This is a genomic window from Candidatus Paracaedibacteraceae bacterium, from assembly GCA_019636055.1.
Taxonomy (GTDB): Bacteria; Pseudomonadota; Alphaproteobacteria; order Paracaedibacterales; family Paracaedibacteraceae; genus Paracaedibacter.
Map to the genome: position 1 here is coordinate 99,532 of JAHBYH010000001.1, position 18,758 is coordinate 118,289.

The window sequence follows — 18,758 nt, forward strand, 5'->3', positions numbered from 1 at the left end:
CGCCTAAACTTTATACTCTCTCCCCCAAAACTTCACGGTAATATCGTGTGTTGGCCCTGTATCATACGGCAACTCAAGATGCTCATAAATAGCACGACGATATTTACGATCGTCATGGGCTTTTGGCCATAAATACCAAGGATCGTCATAATGAGGTAAGGTTATCGTATCACCCAAGTATGTCAAGCCATAACCGGATGGATTTGCAGGGCTCAGATCCGTCTCACGCATAAATGATTTAGTAGTAACAGCTCTATCCTTCAGCCATTGGTTATAATCTTCACCCCCAACTTTTGGTGAACCAAACATTCGCAAGGACATATATTGAAATGGAAAGCGTTGACGCATAAAGGGGATTGAGGTAGCAGCAACAGATCCACCCAAACTGTGACCAGTAATCGCAACATGGACGTCATCTTGGATGGAGATCGGCAAATCCTCTGTTAACTCAGTTATACATCTTGCTAAGGATTGAAGACTGCTCTCAAACACATCCAGATATCCTGCATGAAGATTGATTCTGTCGTCCATATGTTCTGGTTTGCGTCGATTGAAATTAGCATTGTTCCACCAATCTTGGTACTCACGCGTACCTCGGAACGATACAACAAGCAAATTCTCTTGGGGATGATAACCAACCATCCCCAAGAAAGTTTCTTGTCTTTGATCCCCTGTCCACGAATGATCAAGACCTGTTTTCCCATAAACTGGTAATAATTCCCCCCAATCTTTAAAATAATCAGGCGTTGTAGACCGATCGATTCGAACAGGGACAGCCCTAAAAAAACACCCATCATACGTTGATGATTTATTTAAATCAATTCGATAAGCGTCAGGTCTTCCATCATTCAAATAACTTTGATGTGCCTGAAAAACAGCAACAGACATATCAATGCAATGTTTATCAATGCTATCAACTTGTGCTGCATTGACTTTAAAGATTAACAGGTAAAATAATACTATACGCTTAAACACGATGCCTCCTTTTTCAAGAGAGACATCCTGTCAAATAATATTATAGTCAATTTGAATGGCTCTAGTCATTTAGATTAGTTATTGGATAAGCAATTAGGCGCAAAGCGTATACTGAGTACGTGAGCAACGCAGTTGTGATGCCTAATGACTAAAATGACTGTATATTAAGCAACGGCACGTTGTGGATCTAAGAACTCTACACCTAAATCACGGGCAACCACCGGATGAGTGATCTGGCCTTGGTAAACATTAAGCCCATTACGCAAATGCAAATCATCACGCATCGCTTGGAGCGCACCTTTTTGAGCTAATGCCCCAATAAATGGCAAAGTTGCATTATTCAAAGCTAATGTTGATGTACGAGCAACAGCACCCGGCATGTTCGTCACGCAATAATGGACAATCCCATCTTCAATATAAACAGGATCTGTATGCGTTGTCGGGCGGCTAGACTCAAAACACCCTCCTTGATCAATTGCAACGTCAACAAGGACAGCTCCTTTTTTCATATGCGTTAACATCTCTCGGGAAACTAATTTTGGCGCAGCAGCACCCGTAACTAACACAGCACCAACCACAAGATCAGCCTGAGTCACATATTCTTCGATGGTATCCTTTGTTGAATAAATCGTTTGAACACGCCCATCAAACAACCAATCGAGCTCATTCAGACGACGCGGGCTTTTATCAAAAATGGCAACCTTTGCGCCAAGGCCAACAGCCATCTTTGCAGCATTAGCACCAACAACACCCCCCCCAAGAATGGTAACTTTGGCCGGTTCAACCCCGGCAACCCCACCCAACAGAACGCCGCGTCCCCCTTTTGTTTTTTCCAGAAAGTTTGCCCCCGCTTGAATTGACATTCGTCCTGCAACCTCACTCATTGGAGCCAATAGTGGCAATCCACCAAAGTTGTCTGTTACAGTTTCATAGGCAATGGCCGTACATCCAGACTCCATCAAGCCACGTGCTTGAGCCGGATCTGGAGCCAAATGCAAAAATGTAAACAAAATTTGATCAGGGCGCAACATTTTCCATTCTGATTCTTGTGGTTCTTTAACCTTAACAACCATATCAGATTCCGCAAAAACATCCTTGGCAGAAGGGAGAATTTGTGCACCAGCTTTAATATAAGCCTCATCCGTAAAACTAATAGCCGTACCAGCTTGCTTTTCGACAAAAACTGTGTGACCATGAGAGGTCAATTCTCGCACCGAAGATGGTGTCATACCAACTCTATATTCATGGATCTTAATTTCTTTTGGTACACCTATTTTCATAGTGACTCCCCCCTTGCACGAAATAAAATTACCCTTCCACCAACCCTAAAGACACATTAACGCACTTTTTTACAGATAGCACGAAATTTTTGTACCCTTAAGAAAGTTTAAACGGCAGGCTTTGTCCCCCCAATTCCTAGAAATCGCATCAAAGCAACTAGATCTTCGGGCGAGGAACCAAGTTCATTAAAAATTTCCATCAAAGATTTATTTTGCCAAGCAATGACTTTCCGCAAAATCTGAGGCGCTGGGCTATGGGGTTCAATCTTTTCAAGTGTATCCGCAATACCACTCAGTTGGCGGTAAATTTGCTCCCGATCTTGCCCCGCATTGGGTTGACTTGCCAATCCCGGAATTACAGGAGCAGATGTCGCATGCCCCCCACCCCCACTTTGATCGGCAAGGCCCGGGATCTCGGGTGCAGATGTTGAATGATCACCAAAATTATCCGCATGGGAATTATCATCCGGTAATGCCGGATGCTGAGGCACAGTCAAGGTCAAAGAATCATCAGAGACCATTTCTTGAGGACGTTCTCTTCCTGACACCTCTGTTTTATAAATTCGGGACATCTCATCCAAATAGTTCCCCAACTCATCAAAAGCTAACGTATTTTCGGGGTAATGATTGTCCAGAACCTCTTTTAGATCATGCAAAGCATTTTGTGCGGAATAGATGCTCTGAAGGTAATTATCACCAAATTCTGTTGTAATTCGTGACAACAAAGTATGACATTGCTTAAAACTTACTTGACCTCGCTCTTCGGCCTTTTTAACCCATTTTTCCGAATTGGGCGTTCGCTTTACAGTATCCAATCGCTGTGCAGCCAACCAATCCGCATAGCTTATCCCCTCGCCTAATTCATTCGGCACAAACTGTAATTTGACCAGACGATCAGCTACAGCTTTATTTAACCAGTCAAAAAATTGTGACCGATACTCCAGATCACCTGATCGAATAGTCGGATGAATTCCGGACCAAAAAGTATCAGTCAACTTTCGGATCAGACTAAGTCCACGGCTAAGTCCGTCAATACCATCAAGTTGAACCCAAGCTTCAGTCAACCATCCTGCAATCTGGAGATCCTTCGTTTGTTGGGATAAAGCTTCGCAGCACAAAGCCTCAACCTTAAACCAATCAGCCCGTTTTAAATCATGCTGCCAAATCCCATACGAAATCGTATCATCGTCTTCACGGCGCGCATCGCGGATTTGATCATAAATCTGTTCATATCTCAACGAGATTCCACACGGATTGTCCCCTGCTATTGGATTGATAAGGTTATCAATATCAAGAAAACCATTACGATTTGGATTATCAGACATCATGACCCCACTGTTACTGTTGTTGCGCCAGAATTTATAATCGAAATTGTTCCAGAAGCGTAATTACACGTAAGTGTTGAAGAACTTGTCAACGCACCAATACTACTGATTTGCACTGTTGTTGACCCTGGCGTCCACGGTGACCCAAAAGTTGGGGTACAACCTGTTGAACTGACTGTCCCACCGCTTCCCGAAATTACAGGATTTGACGGGCTGGTACACGTAGAAAAACCAGAAATATCAGAATAAGCTGTGTCGGTTAGAATGTTCGCAGCCATATTATTAACACCTTGAGCTGTTGTTACATTTGTGACTGTTAACGAACAAGGTGACGCCCCATAAGAACATTGAAGGGTCGCCGTTTGGGTTGTCATGTTAGCCATTGTTCTTTTCCTCTTGTGCATTTTAATTAATCTTTGCATACTAAAAAGGAAACGTAAATTTTTAATTAACTTTTTTGAGGATTTTAACATGTCGCGAAATCTTCGTTTGGTGCCAGCAATCCAATGGTATGAAGGAATGCTGCTGTCTCCACAACATTTTCAGCAACTCGAGTTAAGATCTCAGCAACTCTTAACAACACATATGCACGCCCTATCTCATCACCACTGGGGCGTGCTCAGTCTAGAATTTGATCAAGTGACTGTTGCAACAGGACTCGTCACCGTTTTACAAGTACACGCAATCATGCCGGATGGTTTGGTCGTTGATTATAGCCAAGCCCCTGATTCAACACCACTTTCGCTTGATTTAACCCCTTATACAGATGCTCTAGAAAATCGGGTTCACACACTCTACCTGTGTGTTCCGGAGTTAGTTTCAGGAACATCACCCATAACTGGTGACTGGCAACGCTATATAGCGACTGATGGCGATGACGTAACAGATGATAATGTTGCCGACAATGTTATCCATGTTCCACGCCTTCAACCAAAAATAATGCTTATTCTGAGCGACTCTCCACCGCCACGTTATAGTTCCATCCCAATTGCAAAACTTGAGTATATTGATGAAGTTTTTGGCTTTGTCTCTTATATGCCACCTTGTTTTGAAGTTCATGGAAAAACCCCGCTAGCTGATGGAATAACTAAACTCCTTCGTCGGTTCCGTGAGAAAGCGGGATTCTTAGCCGAAAAGTGGCAAACACAAATTGGCACTCCCTTGTTGATGGAAACGTCCCAACAACTCAAGCCAATCGTTGAAAGCCTGCCGGTTCTTGAACCTATATTTCACACAGGAAAGGCGCATCCGGCTGAAATTCATCGTTTACTATGTGTTGTCGCCGGTAAAATGTCAACCTTAAGACTGGGTCAGGTACCACCTGTGTTTCCAACTTATAATCATAACGAAATCATGAATTCGTGTCTTCCTATGCTTGATTGGATTCATATGATCACGGATAGCATCGAAAAGGCATTTAGCGTCTTAATGTTTTCCTTTCAAGATGGATATTTCTCGGTAAAACTTCAGCCAGAAATTATAACACAACGCGTCATGATTGGCCTTAGAACCAGCGCGACCATGACCGAACCTGAAATGATTGACTGGATGAAAGATGCAATCGTCGTTAGTGAATCCATGTTAGAGGCCGTTCGTGTACGACGCATCACCGGTGCCCCGCGTCGCCTCATGGATGAAGCTGAAACCTTAGATTTAATGGCTGGCCGTGGTGTTTGCCTCTTTGCTATAAAAACGGACAATGCCTTTATCAAACCCGATGAACGTTTATACATATTTAACCCCGCAGATACTCCAGACAAACGCCCCATGGAAGCCGTTCTATACCTGCGCCATGCGGAACTTGAAACATCTGTTGTTGAATCACTTAAAAGAGATGATTAATTATGGCCATTGATGCTTCTGCTGCTACATCGACATTCCTAATGCAATACTTCCAAGAGTTTTACCGTGAACTCTTAATCCAAAAGGAAATCGCCCTTAGAACGCTGGAAGACGGGATTGCATTCACCCCACCGCCCGAAGTTCATACAGAAACGCAATCTGACAATATTGTCGAACAAGATCAAGCTGAACATGATGAGGCACAGGGCCAAGAAACTGTTGAAATTACAACAATTACGGATACAATTCAGCATAAATTTCGCAGTATGTTTGAGCGTTTCTCACTTGAGGCTCAAAACCAGGTTGGCGAATTTGCCGTGAGTCATTTTCAGGATGCTTTGTATGCCATGGTTGCCTTACTCGATGAAACGTTTCTATCTTTTAGCTGGGTCGGCAAAACACGCTGGGAAAATAACCTAATCGAAAAACAATTTTTCCACACCCAAATCGCGGGTGAACTTGTTTTTCGTAAGATCGATGATTTACTCGAAAACAATGATCCAATGCGTAATGATGTGGCTAATATCTATATGATGATCTTGTCCCTAGGATTCAAAGGACGATACCGTGATCTCGGTGAAGACCAACAGATTGATTGGTATCGTCATGAACTCTATAAGATGATCAACCGTCATGCGCCTCTTCTCTTTACAACAGGACGAGAATATTTAGTTCCTGAATGTTATGACCATATTATATCCATACCCGCCGGCAAAGGTATTCCTGATGTCCGCAACTGGGTAACTGCCTTTGCAGCAATCCTATTCGTGTTCATTACTGTATCATCATTTTTATGGTTTAAACTTGTACGCGACATGGATGATGCACTTGGACAAATTTTGACTCAAGCACAAAAGTTAGGCTTATCATGAAGACCATAATGGACTTTATCTCTGGATTAAACGCATACATTCACATCATTGTGATCGTTGGATCAATTATCGCGTTGATTTTGATGTTGCTTTTCCTCTATTACACCTCTAGTCGCGTCAAAAAAGAAGTGGACAAGCGCGTTCCGCCTAATACACCAGAACCGGAAAAACTTCCGCCGGCTGAAGATAAAACACCACCTTGGGGCGGACTTTTATCGCGGTATCTAACGTTAAAGGGATATTTTAAAGTTGGTGATCTAAGTCTTATTTTCTTAAGAGCTCTTGACTTACTGCGCGAACGTCTTGATACAATAAATTATAAATATTTCTTGCCATGGTACCTTATGATCGGAACCTCAGGATCTGGGAAAACCAGTCTGATTGAACGGTCTGAAATCCCACTTCCTATTGGTAAACCAACATTTGGAATCAATGAAGATAACCCCGGATTAAAATGGTGGTTTCTTAATCGCGGGGTTATCCTTGATATTCGCGGTGATTTCTTAATCAAATCTCGGGGAACCGATGCGGATGAAAAAGGGTGGCAGACCATTGTTAACCTGTTAACACGATATCGCCATCGCCGCCCGATTGATGGTATAATTTTGACGATACCTGCAACGGAACTCTATGGGAAAAACAAATTATCTCCAGAAGAGATATCAGACCGTGCGCGATATTTATCACAAAAATTGATCGCGACTCAAAACTTTATGGGACTCAGAATTCCCGTGTATGTTGTCGTAACAAAGACAGATATTGTTCCGGGATTTAAAAATTTATGTAGTGCCATTCCCTTTGACAACCGCAACAATATGATTGGCTGGTCATCTCCCTACACTCCGGGGACTGCCTATAACGCATCTTGGATTTCAGAAGCATTTGGTCATGTCAAAAACGCCCTTACCCGCGTCAAATTAGAAGTCTTAGGACAAGGGGCTGATGAACTTGCCCGTGATGGCATATTTGTTTTTCCATCAGAGCTAATGCACTTGCAAAAACCACTTTCTCTCTATATGAATCAAATCTTTAAGATTACATCTTATGATGAATCGTTGATGTTAAGAGGTATTTATTTCTGCGGGGATAGCGGGGCAAAACTTTCCGTTGATCAATTGTCAGCTATGGAACAACAAGAATCAGAGCCGACGATAAAAACTCAGGTTGGCGACCTTGAAACAGACCCAATTCACGAAGAACGACCAAGTCCGGTCTTCTTTTTCCGAGATATTTTGACGGATAAAGTTTTCAAGGAAACAGGGCTTGCCCAACCGATTCGCCAACGATTAATCTCATCCAATCGAAATCTAAATTATGCAAAAGCTGGTATTATTGGTTTTCTCGGGATTGGGACATACGGCATCTTAAAGACCTATGACAACTTTAAAGAAAATCGCGACTATCTATTACCAGTGCTGGGTAAAGTTAACTCGATCTTGTATCAAATCCCGGCAACACGAATGGACCAGAACCGAATCACAGCTCAAATTTTTGACCAACAAACCCGTGAATTGTTGGATATGATGGATAATTTACATAAGGCAAATTTCTTTTCTATTTTTATGCCTTCGTCTTGGTTTAGTCCCATTGACGATAACTTAAGGACATCTCTAAAGGTTTCCTACAACCAGATTATTGTTCGCACCATTTATATGGACCTCCTTTTGAAAGCTCGAGATCTATTAACCTTTAGGGTTGGCCCTGATGACTTCACCAAAGATCTTGGTGAAATGTTAACCCCAACTAATACAGTTGAATATCAGCTCTTCAAGGGATTTGTTCAACGTTTTATCGATCTTAGCAATAATATTGATAAGTACAATCGATTGCAAGATAGCTCTGACCCGGATCTATTAAAAGACCTTGTCATTTACACGTTAGGCATCGATTTGCCAAAGGAATTCTTGAAAGACTACACCCATTTCAGACATGATCTAAAAGATGTTATTTATCCGAAAATCGATTTAAACCCTTATGAACAAACAGCTCGACAAACGCTATCCCATCTCTTTGATCATTTTACAACAAATCTGTTTTCCCCCCGCAATGAACATTCAATCATTGGGAAATTGAATTTCTTAATGAAAGAATATGGGAATCGTTCTGATGAAAAGATCCCTGATCTTGATCCGTTGCGGAAAATTGTTCAAAGTCTGCATGAAACCGTGCCTCACATGGGCGAACCTGGGAAAACGTGGATCGATGGCGAGTATTTTGATGCAGGGGCAGATTTTTCCGATGTCATGAGTCAGATTACCGGATTCAACTTATTTGGCTCGGATATGGTTAACCTGTTTGCAAGTCAAACTGCAGCTGCTTTCCGTCAATTCCAACAAAGCCTAACACAACTAAATAAGTTATTGGCGCCGAAAAAAGCAATTAATGATCCGAAAAAAGCTTATCCGTCAGATGGGATATTCAATCTAGAAAAGAGCTTAACTCTCTTGTTTAACGAAAGTTTTATGGCTGAGCCAACGGGTGAGATGTTTGTCTCGAAGATTCCGGAAACCCATGTGGTCTTTTGGAATTCCAAACTCATTGATATGGCAACGGACGAGGTCAAAGATTATGAAAAGTTTGCTGAAAAACACCTTGACGATGTTCCACCTGGAATTCGTGGTACCTTGAAAGAAGCCATCCGTGCAAATCTACAAAAGAATATTGTCAGCCTAATTGCTAAGGCTCAAACAATTACGCCGCGTCCGATGTCCTCATCGACGTTGGCTTCCGCCGAAGAAACCTTGCGCAACAAAATTGATGATGTGAAAACTATTGTGCCAAAATTCCTAAAGCTCTTAGAAGTTATGGATGATGGCAATGTCGGTACAGGTTTCGTTGACCTTAGAACGCTCTTGGGCATGCTGTCGACCCGCCTGTTAGAACAAGTAGATGAAGTTCTAGAAGGTTATGGTCTTTATAAAGTTAAGGACAATAATTTTGATTGGTGGAATGGTGTTAATTCGCCTATTTTCGAAGGTTATAACGTCAAGGATTCCATCGATTTAAATAACTTTTTGGAAAAACAACGCGCCCTTGTTCGCCGTCTGGCAGACGAGTATGCAGCGTTTATGATCCAATTCTTAACAGCGCCAATCATGAAAGAATTCCAAGGTAAAGACGATTTAGTCTTTAAATGGAAACGACTCATTGATGATGTCGATGGTTACGAGAAGAAAAAACCTGGCAACTCGCTTCATACTTTAGAAGATGCAATCACGAAAGACCTTGCTGACGTTGACTTGGATAAGTGCTTTACAAAAATCCCACTCAAGGATTTACGTTCCGGATCTGGGGATTACTTTCTTGACCGTCGCGATCAGCTAAAACGCAAGATTCTATCCCGTTGCGAAGTGATTCGACGCAAAGAAAGCATTGATAACTATAAAAAGCTGGCACAATACTTTAATGATAACATTCGCGACAAATTCCCCTTCTTGGCGAATCCACAACCGGATTCTCCGGAAGCAGAACCCGATGATATCAAAGAATTTTTCCGCCTGTATAAGGATGCCGGAAATGACCCTAAAAAGATCTATGACCAAGTCTATCAGCTTGGATCAGAAGCCGATGATTCTTATGCTTTCTTAACGGCCATGGAAAAACTCAAAGGTTTTTTCTCAGCCTTTTTGAATTCTCCTGTTCCGGCTGAAGTCCCAAGTTTTGATCTTGATGTTGCCTTCCGTGTTAATCGAGACAAGGAATTAAGAGCAAACGTTATTATTGACTGGACATTGACACCGAATGATACATCGGTCATTACCAACCACGACAAGTCAAAAGTTGGAAAATGGAGTTTTGGCAATGAGATTCAAGTTAGTTTCCGTTGGCCCCCAACCTCACGGATGCAACCGTACAAAGACCCGAATCAAGCCAACATGGAAGTTGAAGAAGGCACTGTTACATACAAATATCCTGGTCGCTGGTCTTTATTCTGGATGATCCGTCAGCAACAAGCCTTACAAAGTGAATACAGCCAACTGCAAGAACCGGTACCTTATATCCTGAAGTATGAAATTCCCAATGGTCCTGAAGATAAAACCCTAGCCTTTATTCGGGTAACGATTTTATCTGCCTCAAAGGGTAAGAAATCAGGTAAACCTGTTAGGATCCCACCGTTCCCAACATTGGCGCCGGATCTTCCTGACTTAATCATGCAAAAGGAAAATGAACCTGTTTTGACCATGGGATCACAAAAACCCATAGAACCTCAGGCTGAAGAAGAGGAACCACTACCGGATGCGGCAACAGATGATCAACCAACAGATAATGATCAAGCGGCTGCAGCCCCGGCAGATGATGCTGGTGCTGACGCAGGAGGACAATAATGATCCGCCGTCAGGATTTAGAAAAAGGTGATGTATTGGCAACGCCAATGCACGATGCAACACCCTTTTCTTTTACTATAGAAACGCACCGTCAGGTTATCCCCACGGACGAACCTTTTGAGTCGGGCGGGAATGATCATGGCATGAATCCCTATGATCTGTTGGCATCAAGCTTAGCTTCTTGCACAGCAATGACTTTACGGTATTACGCTCGCCACAAAGGCATAGAATTAGGATTCTTCCAAGTTAAAGTCGGTATAACAAAGCGGATAGATCCAGAGACAGGCAAAACCGCCCATGTATTTACCCGTGAACTCTATTTTGATGAGATGTTAACCCCAGAACAACAAGAAAAATACAAAGAAATCGCCTCAAAATGCCCAGTTCACCGCGCCTTAACAGGGGAAATCCAAATAGCTACCACTGTGAATGTGAAAAGATAATTGGAATTTGCTAAAATTTCATAGGATTAGATAGAATAAATATATAGCTAGATAATTTTAAATCAGCATAAGATATATGGTACAAAAATGAAAAATACTGGGGTTAATAATGGTAACGGCATTGAATAATAATAACCTTATTATTAATTTTGTAAACGAGTCTATACTCTTGATTGATTCTTCTCGACAACATTCCTGCAAGATTCAATTTTATAGTTATTCCAATTGAAAATCAGACATTAAAAGCAAATGTGAGTTCGATATAAGAAAGACCAGACACGCTCGTCATCTCCGACGAGCAAAGCTAGGGTTTCGCTAGAAACCCTAGCTTTGATTGATTGGAGATCTACGTTTTTTATGGTTATCTGGATCCCCGATCAAGAAATCCTTAGCGTTTTCTAACGAAAACTTAGAATTTCTAGTCGAGGATGACGAATTCTATTGCTAGATAGACCTTCCTATGTCCAACTCACGTTATTTAGGTTCTAAAGTTCTCTAGACCCTTAAGTTTTAATAGTATTATCAACACCATAAATCATTAACTTAGAGGTCATGTTATAAATCACCCTATATTTAATAGGGTGATTTTATTTGAGAAGTAATATCAAGAAAACAAGATTCCCCTTCATTTAACCTAAAGTTAATGCCGAGAATTCCTTTTTTCCAACTCTTTGGCCAATTGTTGATTGAGGGCGTGAGCTTGCGGTGATGGCGGTGTTGAATTTTTCCTTGATGTTGGACTAGAGCTACCTGCTTCTGGCAGTGAGCTACTTGAGCTAGAACTCGAAGTTCTTTTAAAGATTCGTCCTAATTTTTTTAGAGGGCTACTACTGCCTTTTTGTGTTATTGGTAACTTTATAGAAGAGGTAGGAGATGAAGATGTTGAAACAGGGGCAGCCTCAGGTGTTGTAGAATCTTGTGGAACTACCGTTTCATTTTGTTCTTCTTTAAATTGGGGTACGGCTGAATCACTTACCAAACCTTGGACAATATGTTTTATAGTTGTTGATCCTTGTTTATCAACAGTAAGGGATAACGTTCCTTTTTCTGTAAGCGATTTAGTGTTTCCCACTCCGTTAATTATATAGATCGTATTGCAATCACCATCTACTTGTATGTTACTAAGGTCGGTTTTATAAGAGTAAAACTGGCCGAAAGCAACAGCATCATTTCCGTTACCAATGATTGCTTTAATATGTGTACTGTCTATCTGAGCTGTATGGCGAGGATGAGCACTTGTTGCTGTGGTGCTTCTGTGAAGATCATTTTCTAAAAAGGTTCTAACGCTTTCCGGATCTAGATTGATGATTCCTTTGCCTCTGACTGCTCCTGTCAAAATATCTTGAAGTCTGATTAATTCAGTTGTTCCTGTTTGATGTGCTGCACTATCCTCTGCAGAAATAGCGGGGGATTGGATAATGATACTTGTTACAAGAAGAATATTTTTTAGCATAGCTTAAATTTACCGTTATTAGTTTTTGGATTTATAAATATTATGTGGATGCTAATGATATAATTTTCAACATGAAAATAGGTTTTAAAATGGCAGTTCATACAACGGTTATTACTGCGTTCCTCAATCTTAGATTATTCAATCTCCTAAGCTATTTTATATATAGCTTAGACAAGAATCTTATGAAAATGTTATTGTCTTCCGATGATGGACTCCTGTATAATGAGCATGAATTCGATATATAAAAATAAAAAACATCAGATAAAATATATAAGATGCCTTGTAATTGCAAGATTCCAAAACATTTCACCCAAGGGGAGAGATGACTCTTATATCAAATTCACATTATATAACAAAATCGAAGCTAATCACAAAAAAGGATAACACAGTGATTAAAAAATTTTTTATGTTGGCAATGTCTTTATGTTCATTAAATATAGATTCACAGGCAAATGATAATCCAGGCATTTTATTATCAGGAGCTAGAGATATTAGTTCTTACCAAGATCCGTCTTCGGATATTCCTCAAGATTATGCAATGGCAGCTACTAAAATCGATGAGATTTTCCGAAAAGAAAACAGACTAACGAACGCGCTATCCAAAAAAATAGAATCGTATGCCACTGGGGACGTGCCACGCCCTGATATAACTTTATTTCTAATAATCCATATGGCAAAAAAAGTGGCACTGTGGGATCATCCCTATATCTTTGGTCAACTTGTTGATACGACTAAAAATACTGTAAGAAAGGATATCTGCGACTACTTAGATAAACATTTTGATGTAAATTCAGTTAGTTATTTCATGCCGCAGATAGATAGAAGTCATGATTCTCTTTGCGAAGAGTTAAAAGAATGTGTGGCGTTTTTAAGTGGTAGACATGGCTTCTTAATGGGTATGAATACGCCAGGCTATAAAGATACCGTTGATAACGAGGCTGATAGAGAAATATACTCCCAATTTTTAGATATCGAAGAAGAGCTTCTTGATTTCCTGATAAATTATAATATGCTTAGAGGGTTTATGATTTCTAATGTAAATTTTAAGGGTGTTTTACAAAATTTACCCTTCAACCAGCGACATTTGATGGGGGAAAACAAGAGTTCATTTGTGCGCTATTATCCCGATCTAAAATTCTTTTCTATTGGGTTTGATGCTGTAAAGTATAGTGATTTTCTATATTCATTTTTATATGATTCCTCTCCTGATAATCGATCAACTTTTTTCTTTATGCATGAATTCTTGCAAAAAAAACGTAGAGTATATGAACAGGCTGAGGAGCTTGAAGAATCTAAGATCGAGCGCCTTAGACTTAAGTTAGCAGATTTGACAGGAAAAGAAGAGAATAGTTCTTTTGACAGTACCTATGCAGCTTTATTGGAACAATACGGTCTTTCACAACAACAAAGACTTTCTCAAGACGTGATAGAAAAAGAAAAAAGCAAATACGTATTAAAATTAGCTTTGGCAATATCGGCATCTGAAAAATTAAAAGAAAAAAGTAGAGATCTACAAGAACAACTGGAAATACTAAACATTATCAAAGATAAACTTACTGTACTCTTGACACAAGATCATAGTTTTCGCAATAAGCAGTATTACAAAAGTTATAATCCAAGACCTACGAACTTAATGACTATGATCGTGGGAGCTAAGTTGTTTTTTTAGACTTACTAGACTCTAAGGGGCTTCTGATTCGCCTTAGACACGATGGGGCAATTAGCTCTAGCAGCTCTAAAGAGTCTCTTCTTTGTTAAGTAGTGAATGTTCCTCATATAGCTGGTCATTTTAAATCGGCTATAAAAGCAAGGAATGAAGCATACACTTAGTACATGAGTAATGCTGTTAAAGAATCCCCCCCCTCAAAAAAAGGGGGGAGACAAGCATTATTTCATCGAATAGTCGTTAGGCTTAATAACCCAACCAGCTCCATACACTCGATGAAGCACTTTTGGCACTGGAAAATGTAGCACTACCAAGGGATAATCCTGCATCGCAACCATGTTTCACAAGATACGCGCCCGTATTATAAGCCACATTACCCCCTGCTTTTGCTACATACTTGAGATCCTCATAAAGCCCACAACCAAGTTTTCCTAAACCATAGCCCAAAACACTTGAGGTTGTTCCCAATGCACCTTGTACAATTGACGAGTTTGCAAACTGCATCCCTGCATTAATTGCGGCTGGATGCGTTACCAAATAGTATGTCGCTAGACTTTGATGTGGCATCATATAGCTAGCCAATGCAAGGCTTCCCTCATAAGCAGCTGTGGCTGCAAGCGCTGAGCCATAAAAATATGTAGCAGCGGCACCCAAAGCAACACCACCCGCAACAAGCCCGTACTTAATGGCGGAATCAAGATAATTTGCTTTTGTTGTGACATCAGCTTTAAGGTCTTCTAGTTTTCGCTCTGCTGTCTTAGGCACGTCAACGGCCTTAACCGCCTCTATTTCTTGTTGAGTCAGTGATGCCGCAATGGCAGTCTGTAATTCAGGCGCGTCTGTTGCAACTGAAACATTAGCCAGGGCGAGATGGCTGATCGCTGCAAGAGTTAAAATCTTTACTGAAAATAATTGTTTTGTGATCATCTTTAAACCCTCAAATGTTAACGTAATACTTTTCTTCAACTCATATAAGGATCAAAGTATCTATTTTCAATAATAATTAATTGTTTTTTATTTATTTTTTTCGTAAACAATCAAATATCTCTCTTCCCCCAGAACGCTTCCAATCTTGTGTCTAAAATGGCATACTAGGGGAAAGTCAATCAGGTCATTATTATCAATGCTGCCATCGTTTATTCACCTTCGCGTTCACAGCGCCTACTCTCTAGCGGAGGGAGCCGTTAAAGTTAAGGATTTGGTTAAACTTTGTCAGAAATTGAATATGCCGGCAGTCGCAGTGACCGACAGCTGCAATCTTTTTGGCGCGCTAGAATTTAGTGTAGCGGCAGCAGACTCAGGGATTCAACCCATTACGGGTGCTATTTTAAATATCGCCCAAGACTTACCCAAAGGTCACATTGGACTAATACCGGAACCTGATCAATTAGTTCTCTTGGTTCAAAATGAACAGGGTTATATGAACCTGATGCGCCTCATTAGCGATGCCTATACACAAAGCCCCACAGGTGTCACACCTCAGGTTTCAAAAGACCATTTACGTCAATTCAGTGGTGGACTGATTGCGTTAACAGCCGGCACAAAAGGAATTGTAGCGCGTCATCTTCTCAATGAAAGTTCAGAGATGGCAACTGCAGCTTTGCTGGATCTAAAAGATATCTTTGGGGATCGCCTCTATATTGAGTTTATGCGCCACGGCATGGTGGATGAGCAAAAAATTGAAACAGCTCTCCTTGATCTTGCCTATACCCACAATATTCCTATTGTTGCAACTAACGATGTGTTTTTCTCAACCCCTGAGATCTATGAAGCCCATGATGCTTTGTTGTGTGTTGATGAGGGTGTTGTTATTGCAACGGAAGACCGTCGCCGCCTAACACCTCAGCATTATTTTAAAACAGCTGATGAAATGACCGAGCTTTTTGCAGATTTGCCAGAAGCTATTGAAAACACCGTTATCATTGCTCAACGGTGCTATTATCGCCCCCTGCCCCGCAAGCCGATTTTGCCCCCTTTTGAGTCACCTTCAGGCCTCAGTGAGCCGGAAGAAATGCGTCTTCAAGCTAAAGAAGGTCTGGAAAAACGTCTGCGTGAACAAGTCTATACCGCAGACATGAGCAACGAAGATCGTCAAAAAACCCATGACCATTATTTTGAACGATTGAATTATGAAATTGGCATCATTGAACGCATGGGATTCCCCGGGTATTTCTTGATCGTTGCTGACTTTATTAAATGGGCGAAATCACAAGGCATCCCTGTAGGTCCAGGTCGCGGATCCGGTGCCGGATCTCTGGTTGCGTGGTCACTCACGATTACCGATATTGACCCGATTCGTTTTGGCCTGATCTTTGAACGGTTTTTGAACCCAGAACGTGTATCCATGCCTGACTTTGACGTGGACTTTTGTCAGGATCGTCGCGACGAAGTGATTTCGTATGTTCGTCAGAAATATGGTGACGACAAAGTTGCACAGATTATCACCTTTGGTAAGTTACAAGCCCGCATCGTCTTACGCGATGTGGGGCGCGTCCTTCAGATGCCGTATTCTCAGGTCGATCGTATCTCAAAGCTTGTCCCCAATAATCCAGCCAATCCAACGACACTACAACAAGCATTAGAGATAGAACCCGCACTTGAGGAAGCACGCCAAACTGACACAACCGTTGAAAAATTAATTGATATTGGGATGAAGCTCGAGGGATTATATCGCCACGCCTCAACCCACGCAGCCGGTGTTGTGATCGGTGATCGCCCGCTTTATGAGCTGGTTGCCCTATACAAGGATGACCGTTCAGAACTCCCTGCCACCCAGTTCAATATGAAGTTTGTGGAAATGGCAGGCCTTGTTAAATTCGACTTCTTAGGCCTTAAGACCCTGACCGTTATTCAAAAAGCATGTGAGATGGTCCGCAATAAAGGTATTGATATCAATATATCCCACATCCCCCTTGATGATCGAACCACATTTGACCTTTTAACCCGCATCGAAACCGTCGGCGTTTTTCAGGTTGAAAGTGCGGGAATGAAAGACGTTTTAAAACGCATGAAGCCGGACCGTCTGGAAGATCTCGTGGCATTGGTTGCGTTGTATCGTCCAGGTCCCATGGACGATATCCCACGGTATACGGCTTGTAAGAATGGTGAAGAAGAAATCACATATCTTCACCCAGAACTCCAGCCTATTCTAGAAGGCACCTACGGTGTCATGGTTTATCAAGAACAGGTTATGAAAATCGCACAGGACTTAGGTGGCTACACTCTGGGAGCCGCGGATTTGCTGCGTCGCGCGATGGGTAAAAAAATCAAAGAGGAAATGGACGCCCAAAGCGCCCTCTTCGTTAAAGGAGCAACAGAGCGAGGCATCGATGCTGATGTTGCCCAACAAATCTTTGATCAAATGGCAAAGTTCGCAGGCTATGGCTTTAACAAATCTCACTCGGCACCCTATGCTCTTCTCACCTATCAAACGGGTTATTTAAAAGCCAATCACCCTCTTGAGTTTTTCGCTGCTTCAATGACATACGATATGCAGAACACAGATAAACTCAATATTTTCCGTCAAGATATGTTGCGTGCAGGCCTTCCTCTTCACTGTCCTGATGTTAATAAATCCATGGTCACCTTTGCTGTTGAGGGGGATGGTGTTCGCTATGCTCTTGCTGCTGTTAAAAATGTCGGCGAAGTTGGTATGGAATCGCTTGTAGCAGAGCGAACCGCTAAAGGCCCGTTTAAGGACATTCATGATTTTGCAAATCGTATTGATCCAAAAGGACTCAATAAACGCCAATTAGAAAACTTGATTGCAGCCGGTGCCTTTGACAGCCTTTATGGCAATCGTGGAGAGTTATATATCAATGCCGAAGAAATATTAAAAACAGCACAGTTATGCCAGTATGAAAAAACCAGTCAACAAGCCTCGCTGTTTGGTGCAGTAGAAAACACCGTAATTCCGGTTAATATTCGCAAAGCCATGGATTTTGACCCTCTTGAAAAACTTCAAAAGGAATTCGAAGCCCTCGGGTTCTTTATGTCCGCTCATCCTTTGGATGTCTATGGCGACAGCCTAGCCCGATTAGGGATTGTTAAAAGTGTTGATTTGCCAAACCAATCTGATGGTAGTTCTATCAAACTTGCCGGCGTCATTATTGTCAAGCAAGAGCGAACCTCAAAGACTGGGCAAAAATTTGCCTTTATTCAACTATCAGATTCTACAGGAGTTTATGAAATTGCTGTATTTTCCGAAGTCTTTAGCCGCAGCCGAGATATCTTAAACCCGGGAACAGCAATCCACGTATCAGGCATTATCCGTTTTGATGGTGATGATTTCAGGATCACAGCCCAAGGTATTGAACCTCTTGAGAAAATGACGCAAGGCACATCCCAAGCTATCACAATTCACGTGGACAGTCGCGTCAAAATTCCAATCCTAGCTGCATCGCTAAAGAAAATCCCAGAAGGACCGACAAAACTTCTTGTAAACTTTGTCCAGGATGCCCAAATATCTGTGAAGTTAGCTGGTTTTTCCGGAATTTCAATGACAGCCGAAGCACGATCAAAACTATTAGGAATTGAGGGCGTCAGAAAAATCGAAGGATAATACCAATATAAAAGGA

At 41.5% G+C, this 18,758-nt stretch carries 13 protein-coding genes; 6 read left to right on the forward strand and 7 right to left on the reverse strand.

The features are described 5' to 3' along the window. Positions 1-3 precede the first annotated feature (3 nt). The 4 genes from KF820_00485 to KF820_00500 all read right to left on the reverse strand — a co-directional run bounded on the left by KF820_00485 (position 4) and on the right by KF820_00500 (position 3,963). Positions 4-975 carry a hypothetical protein gene (locus KF820_00485; GenBank protein MBX3456825.1) on the reverse strand — a complete coding sequence of 324 codons (972 nt, stop codon included), beginning with the start codon at positions 973-975 and terminating at the stop codon, positions 4-6. Positions 976-1,139: 164 nt separating this feature from the next. After that, entirely contained in the window at positions 1,140-2,255 is a 1,116-nt protein-coding gene (ald, locus tag KF820_00490; GenBank protein ID MBX3456826.1) for an alanine dehydrogenase, read from the reverse strand. A gap of 107 nt (positions 2,256-2,362) precedes the next feature. Beyond that, positions 2,363-3,580: a type VI secretion system protein TssA gene (gene tssA / locus KF820_00495; GenBank protein ID MBX3456827.1), complete on the reverse strand. Its 1,218-nt coding sequence runs from the start codon at positions 3,578-3,580 to the stop codon at positions 2,363-2,365. Continuing rightward, a complete protein-coding gene (locus KF820_00500) occupies positions 3,580-3,963 on the reverse strand; it encodes a DUF4280 domain-containing protein (protein MBX3456828.1) in 384 nt (127 codons plus the stop codon). The genes tssA and KF820_00500 overlap by 1 nt, the downstream gene beginning before the upstream one ends. A gap of 88 nt (positions 3,964-4,051) precedes the next feature. Here KF820_00500 and tssK point away from each other — a divergent pair, with 88 nt between their 5' ends. Genes tssK through KF820_00520 form a run of 4 tightly spaced genes read left to right on the forward strand, consistent with a single transcriptional unit; the run spans position 4,052 to position 11,062 of the window. Beyond that, entirely contained in the window at positions 4,052-5,422 is a 1,371-nt protein-coding gene (tssK, locus tag KF820_00505; protein MBX3456829.1) for a type VI secretion system baseplate subunit TssK, read from the forward strand. 2 nt (positions 5,423-5,424) lie between these two features. Further along, positions 5,425-6,294 (forward strand): DotU family type IV/VI secretion system protein, encoded by an 870-nt coding sequence (locus tag KF820_00510; protein MBX3456830.1) that lies wholly within the window; start codon positions 5,425-5,427, stop codon positions 6,292-6,294. Beyond that, positions 6,291-10,619 carry a hypothetical protein gene (locus tag KF820_00515; protein ID MBX3456831.1) on the forward strand — a complete coding sequence of 1,443 codons (4,329 nt, stop codon included), beginning with the start codon at positions 6,291-6,293 and terminating at the stop codon, positions 10,617-10,619. Before KF820_00510 ends, KF820_00515 begins: the two co-directional genes overlap by 4 nt. Next, entirely contained in the window at positions 10,619-11,062 is a 444-nt protein-coding gene (locus KF820_00520; GenBank protein ID MBX3456832.1) for an OsmC family protein, read from the forward strand. Before KF820_00515 ends, KF820_00520 begins: the two co-directional genes overlap by 1 nt. A gap of 103 nt (positions 11,063-11,165) precedes the next feature. Here KF820_00520 and KF820_00525 read toward each other — a convergent pair whose 3' ends face one another. Beyond that, positions 11,166-11,255, reverse strand: a complete 90-nt coding sequence (locus KF820_00525) for a type II toxin-antitoxin system YoeB family toxin (protein MBX3456833.1) — start codon at positions 11,253-11,255, stop codon at positions 11,166-11,168. 447 nt (positions 11,256-11,702) lie between these two features. Further along, positions 11,703-12,515, reverse strand: coding sequence for a hypothetical protein (locus KF820_00530; GenBank protein MBX3456834.1), 813 nt, complete (start codon positions 12,513-12,515; stop codon positions 11,703-11,705). Between the two features lie 388 nt (positions 12,516-12,903). On the opposite strand from KF820_00530, the gene KF820_00535 reads away from it, so the two are divergent. Then, entirely contained in the window at positions 12,904-14,184 is a 1,281-nt protein-coding gene (locus KF820_00535) for a hypothetical protein (protein MBX3456835.1), read from the forward strand. 243 nt (positions 14,185-14,427) lie between these two features. Here the strand turns inward: KF820_00535 and KF820_00540 are convergent, their stop codons facing one another. Next, the gene (locus KF820_00540) at positions 14,428-15,108 is read right to left on the reverse strand and encodes a hypothetical protein (protein MBX3456836.1); all 681 of its coding nucleotides are present in this window, start codon (positions 15,106-15,108) and stop codon (positions 14,428-14,430) included. A 196-nt stretch (positions 15,109-15,304) separates the two neighbouring features. On the opposite strand from KF820_00540, the gene dnaE reads away from it, so the two are divergent. Beyond that, positions 15,305-18,742 carry a DNA polymerase III subunit alpha gene (dnaE, locus tag KF820_00545; protein ID MBX3456837.1) on the forward strand — a complete coding sequence of 1,146 codons (3,438 nt, stop codon included), beginning with the start codon at positions 15,305-15,307 and terminating at the stop codon, positions 18,740-18,742. Positions 18,743-18,758: the final 16 nt, after the last annotated feature.

Excerpts from the sequence above, each read along its gene's own strand:
- tssK (MBX3456829.1), top strand. The coding sequence starts at position 4,052 with ATGTCGCGAAATCTTCGTTTGGTGCCAGCAATCCAATGGTATGAAGGA.
- KF820_00515 (MBX3456831.1), top strand. The coding sequence starts at position 6,291 with ATGAAGACCATAATGGACTTTATCTCTGGATTAAACGCATACATTCAC.
- KF820_00540 (MBX3456836.1), bottom strand. The coding sequence starts at position 15,108 with ATGATCACAAAACAATTATTTTCAGTAAAGATTTTAACTCTTGCAGCG.
- tssA (MBX3456827.1), bottom strand. The coding sequence starts at position 3,580 with ATGTCTGATAATCCAAATCGTAATGGTTTTCTTGATATTGATAACCTT.
- KF820_00525 (MBX3456833.1), bottom strand. The coding sequence starts at position 11,255 with ATGTTGTCGAGAAGAATCAATCAAGAGTATAGACTCGTTTACAAAATT.
- KF820_00500 (MBX3456828.1), bottom strand. The coding sequence starts at position 3,963 with ATGGCTAACATGACAACCCAAACGGCGACCCTTCAATGTTCTTATGGG.
- KF820_00530 (MBX3456834.1), bottom strand. The coding sequence starts at position 12,515 with ATGCTAAAAAATATTCTTCTTGTAACAAGTATCATTATCCAATCCCCC.
- KF820_00520 (MBX3456832.1), top strand. The coding sequence starts at position 10,619 with ATGATCCGCCGTCAGGATTTAGAAAAAGGTGATGTATTGGCAACGCCA.
- dnaE (MBX3456837.1), top strand. The coding sequence starts at position 15,305 with ATGCTGCCATCGTTTATTCACCTTCGCGTTCACAGCGCCTACTCTCTA.
- KF820_00510 (MBX3456830.1), top strand. The coding sequence starts at position 5,425 with ATGGCCATTGATGCTTCTGCTGCTACATCGACATTCCTAATGCAATAC.
- ald (MBX3456826.1), bottom strand. The coding sequence starts at position 2,255 with ATGAAAATAGGTGTACCAAAAGAAATTAAGATCCATGAATATAGAGTT.